General features: G+C 69.5%; 5 protein-coding genes. 2 read left to right on the top strand and 3 right to left on the bottom strand.

Going from position 1 to position 4,199, the window contains the following annotated elements; all coding sequences use genetic code 11:
• The first annotated feature begins 202 nt into the window (after positions 1-202).
• Complete coding sequence (locus tag ACR2FV_RS12415; protein ID WP_434016005.1) at positions 203-1,174, top strand: NAD(P)-dependent alcohol dehydrogenase; 972 nt, start codon at positions 203-205, stop codon at positions 1,172-1,174.
• Complete coding sequence (locus tag ACR2FV_RS12410) at positions 1,105-1,626, top strand: SDR family NAD(P)-dependent oxidoreductase (RefSeq protein WP_434016004.1); 522 nt, start codon at positions 1,105-1,107, stop codon at positions 1,624-1,626. The genes ACR2FV_RS12415 and ACR2FV_RS12410 overlap by 70 nt, the downstream gene beginning before the upstream one ends.
• An 801-nt stretch (positions 1,627-2,427) precedes the next feature.
• Here ACR2FV_RS12410 and ACR2FV_RS12405 read toward each other — a convergent pair.
• The 3 genes from ACR2FV_RS12405 to ACR2FV_RS12395 form a co-directional block, all read right to left on the bottom strand.
• On the bottom strand, positions 2,428-2,847 hold the full coding sequence (locus ACR2FV_RS12405) for a putative toxin-antitoxin system toxin component, PIN family (protein WP_434016003.1): 420 nt from the start codon (positions 2,845-2,847) through the stop codon (positions 2,428-2,430).
• Positions 2,848-3,141: a CopG family transcriptional regulator gene (locus ACR2FV_RS12400; RefSeq protein ID WP_434016002.1), complete on the bottom strand. Its 294-nt coding sequence runs from the start codon at positions 3,139-3,141 to the stop codon at positions 2,848-2,850.
• A 204-nt stretch (positions 3,142-3,345) separates the two neighbouring features.
• Positions 3,346-3,963, bottom strand: a complete 618-nt coding sequence (locus tag ACR2FV_RS12395) for a hypothetical protein (RefSeq protein ID WP_434016001.1) — start codon at positions 3,961-3,963, stop codon at positions 3,346-3,348.
• Positions 3,964-4,199 lie beyond the last annotated feature (236 nt).

The following is a 4,199-nucleotide window of genomic DNA, read 5'->3' as shown; positions in this document are numbered from 1 at the left end:
GCCCTGACCGGCGAGCAGTGGGCCCACATCGCCGTCACCGCCGCCAGCTGGCTGCTCATCCCCCTGGTGATCGGGCTCGGGGTCGTGACAAGAGCCGAGGTCAAGTAGCCGTCGGCTCGCCGTGCCGTGACCTGCCCCGCCGACTCCTCAGAAAGGGAACAACATGACCGACACCAACACCAATGGAGCTGCGAGCTCGACCATGCGCGCGATCGTCCAGGACTCATACGGCTCGACCGACGTCCTGCGGCTCGCGCGGATCGCGCGACCCGAGATCGCTGCGGACGAGGTCCTCGTCCATGTCCGAGCGGCTGGTCTCGACCGGGGCACCTGGCACATGATGGCCGGACAGCCGTACCTCCTCCGCGTTCTCGGATTCGGATTCCGCGCACCCAAAAACCGGGTGCCCGGACTCGACGTCGCCGGCACGGTCGTCGCAGTCGGGTCGGCGGTGACGCGGTTCTCGACCGGCGACGAGGTGTTCGGCATCTCCCGCGGTTCCTTCGCCGAGTACGCCGCGGTCCGCGAGGACAAGCTGGCCCGCAAACCGTGGAACCTCACGTTCGCCCAGGCCGCCGCCGTCCCGATCTCCGCAGGCACGGCACTGCAGGCGCTGACCGATGTCGGCCAGGTCGAACCGGGCCAGCGAGTGCTCGTCATCGGCGCTTCAGGCGGTGTCGGCAGCTACGCGGTGCAGCTGGCCAAGGCATTCGGCGCCGAGGTCACCGGCGTCTGCAGCACCGCGAAGCTCGACTGGGTGAGGAACCTCGGTGCCGACCATGTCGTCGACTACACCCGCCAGGACTTCGCCGACGGCCCCACCAGGTACGACCTCATCCTTGACCTTGCGGGCAACGCCTCGCTCTCTCGCCTCCGGAGCGCGCTCACGCCAGCGGGCACCCTTGTCATCGTCGGCGGCGAAGAAGGGGGCAGATGGACCGGAGGGTTCGGCCGGTCGCTGCGAGCACCGCTCGTCTCGCCGTTCGTGCGGCAGCGGATGACCATGCTCGCCAGCAAGGAACGCGCCAGCGACCAGGAGCGGCTCACCACACTCATCGAGGCCGGCACGCTGATCCCCAGCATCGACCGCACCTACCCGCTGGAATGCGTCCCGGAGGCGATGCGGCACCTCGAAGCCGGAGACGTACGCGGGAAGGTCGTTCTCACGCTGTGAAGCTCATGGCCGGACGGACGGTGCTGGGCACTGGCGCCACCTCTGGGATCGGCAGGGCGAGCGCCGTGGGCCCGGCCAGCCTGGGTGCTCGGGTCGCGATCACCGGCAGGGACCGCGTGCGCGCCGATGACGCGGCCCGCAAGACCCACGCGGCCGGTGGCCAGCGGGTGGACGTGTTCGTCGCCGACCTGTCCTCCCAGTTTGAGGTCCGACGACTGGCCGCAGACGTACTCGAGCGGCGCGACGGATCGACGCGACGGTCAACAACGTGGGTCTACTGGAACACCCGGCGTGTCACCGTCGACGAACTGCAACACCTTCGCCCTCAAAGATCACGCGCCGTTCCTGCTCATCAGCCTGCTCCTGGACCGGCTCGAGCAGGGCCGGCTTCATCGAGGCGTTCACCGGCGGTAACCGGTTCGTCCTCGACTACCTCGTCGATGAGGTGCTGATCCGGCAGCCCACCCGGCTCCGTGACTTCCTGCTCGGCACCGCCGTCCTCGACCGACTGACGGGTCCCTTGTGGGACGCTGTCACCGGCCGCACGGACGGCACCCGAGTGCTGGCGGAGCTTGAGCGCGGCATCTGTTCCTGGTCCCGCTCGACACGGAGCGTTTGTGGTACTGCTACCACCATCTGTTCGCCGACGTGCTGCGAGCACGCCTGCGCGCCGAAGACCCCGCACGCGTGCCGAGCCTGCACCAGCGGGCCAGTTAATGGTTCGCCTCCCACAGCCTCGTCGAGGACGCGGTCCGGCACGCGAGAAAGCCCTGCCCGAACTGCGCCGGACCCGACAAGAAAGCCTGATGCTGGCCTGGGTGCGGTCATTCAGCTCGGGGTGGGTCATCAACGCCGCCGTCGCCGAATGGGCGATCCGCCGCCCCACCACGCGCCGCGTACGCCGATCTCGCATCCACACAGCGCTGGCGGGTTTGCGATGAACCGACGACCACGCGCCCTACTACGAACTCCGAGTCGAGGGACACCTCGACGTGCACTGGTCGACCTGGTTCGACGCGATGGCCGTCGCCCGCGAAGCCGGCGGCACGACCACTCTGCGCGGGAGCCCGGCGGGCCCCTGCGCCCTGCCGGGTGCCTGCCCGACGACCGTCCAACCGGGGCGCGCCCCTGTCGTCGCGGTGAGTGCCCACCTGCGCATACGCGTTCACCTGCATAGGTTCTCCATGGGTTGAAGCTCGTGATGAATTCGCCCGGCCGCAGGCTCAGGCGGTGTCAGATGACCGCGGTGCGGTTCACGGGCTGAGGCTGGCCAGGAAGTCCGCAGATGTCAGCACCGGCGGGTCCAGCTGGACCACCTCGGTGAGGTGGGGGTCACCCGAGACCAGCGCCACCACGTCGGCGCCGGCAGCCAATGCGACGAGGAACTCGTCATCGGGATCGGCGGTCACCCGGTGTGCGGTGGCGGGCGGGTCCGGCACGACGTCGGCGAGGATCCGGACGTCGGCCACGAACCGGCGGGCGTCGTCGTGGCTCAACCAGCTGCGGAACTTGTCCCGGCCGAGCACCGTCTCCAGCTCGGCGGCCAGCAGCGGTGACACCACCAGCGTCCACCGGCCGTCGATGGCGGCGGTCAACAGACGGCCACACACCCCGCGTGCGGTGATGGCGGCCGCGACCAAGACGTTGGTGTCGGCCACCGCTCGGGTCGCCACCTATCGGGTCGAGCCAGCACGGCCGGCGGCGCGCACAGCTGCGACCTCGTCCACGGCGAGGTCCATGGCAGCCTCGTCTCCAAGACCTGTTTCGTCGCGGTCGGCGCTTTGGGCCAGCCGCTCCATCAGCGCGCGCAGGTCTTCACCTGCGGCCTGGGCCTCGGCGGTGCCCAGATAGGCGCGCAGCGCATCCTCCACCACCTGGCTCTCGCTGCCCTGCCGCGCGGCGGCGAGCACCTTCGTCGCGGTCAACACATCAGCATCCACATACACGGTGGTCTTTTTGCGGCCCATACCCCCAGTCTCCGCCACTGCCGTCATGACGTCAAGAAGGCACCATCCGGATGCGCACGGCGCCGGACTGGTGAAGGCGAGCCCGCCGGGCAACAATGGCCCGGCGCCGAATGCCTATTCAGCGAGGGTGAGGGGCGCGCCGAGTTGTGGCGACCACCCACATCGGAACTTCAGAGGGCCCTATCCAGGCCTCACTCGCCCAGCTCAGGCGGCGGTTCCCTTCGTGGAAGCCGTCGTGCGGGCCGTGGCCGAGCCGCCGCTGCCAGCGGTGGGCATGGTGACCCACCCATCGACGTTGGCTCGTGCGTCCTCAACCGTCTGCACCAGTCCCGCCTCGTCGCGATCTCCGTGGTCGACGACCGGCAGCGCTGTCAGGATGGCCTCGGCGCTGGAATCGGCCGGCGCGTCACCTCGAAGGACCGCGACGAGCGTCAGACCGAGCGCGGCAAGCAGGCGCCGGTCGACGGCGATGAAGGCGGCCATGTCGACCGTGATCTCGCGCAGCCCGGTGAGGTCGATGCAGACCAGGTCGATGTCGTGCGGCAGGCGCCGCTGCGCGGTGCGCAGCTGCCGCATGGCGCGCCGGGCGTTGGCGGGTGCGGCGACGCCGCCGTCGAGTGTGATCCAGGCCGTGCGGGAGATGCGATGCAGGTGCGCGGTCGTGCGCGGGAACTCCTCGGCTGAGTGCCGGCTGTTGGATGACGACCATTCGGACCGGCTCAGGCCCTGACCCTTCTGAAGGCATCGAGCGCGAGGTCCGGGCGCGGGATCGTCCAATGGTACCCAGTGCTCGCCCTCGGCGACGTGCTGCCCCGAGCTCACGGTGGAAGCCAGGGGTTCCGTGGGGTGCTGAGCCTCAAGGCTGTCATCTGCAAACCGACAGATCCTGCAGCCGAGGGCATGGTCAAGGTCGCGGTCCAGCGATCTGGAGTTCCTCACCCGGACGTTTCGCGCACCTCAAGCGCTGCGGCGAGTCCTGGGGGGGGGGGGGGGCCGACCCAAAAAAAAAAAAAACAAGAAGAGGGGGGGGGGGGGGGGGGGGAGAGGGGGGGGGGGGG

This window comes from Ornithinimicrobium sp., assembly GCF_051004135.1.
Lineage (GTDB): Bacteria > Actinomycetota > Actinomycetes > Actinomycetales > Dermatophilaceae > Ornithinicoccus.
The sequence above is the reverse complement of the archived record's forward strand: the minus strand, read 5'-3'. Positions and strand labels throughout refer to the sequence as shown.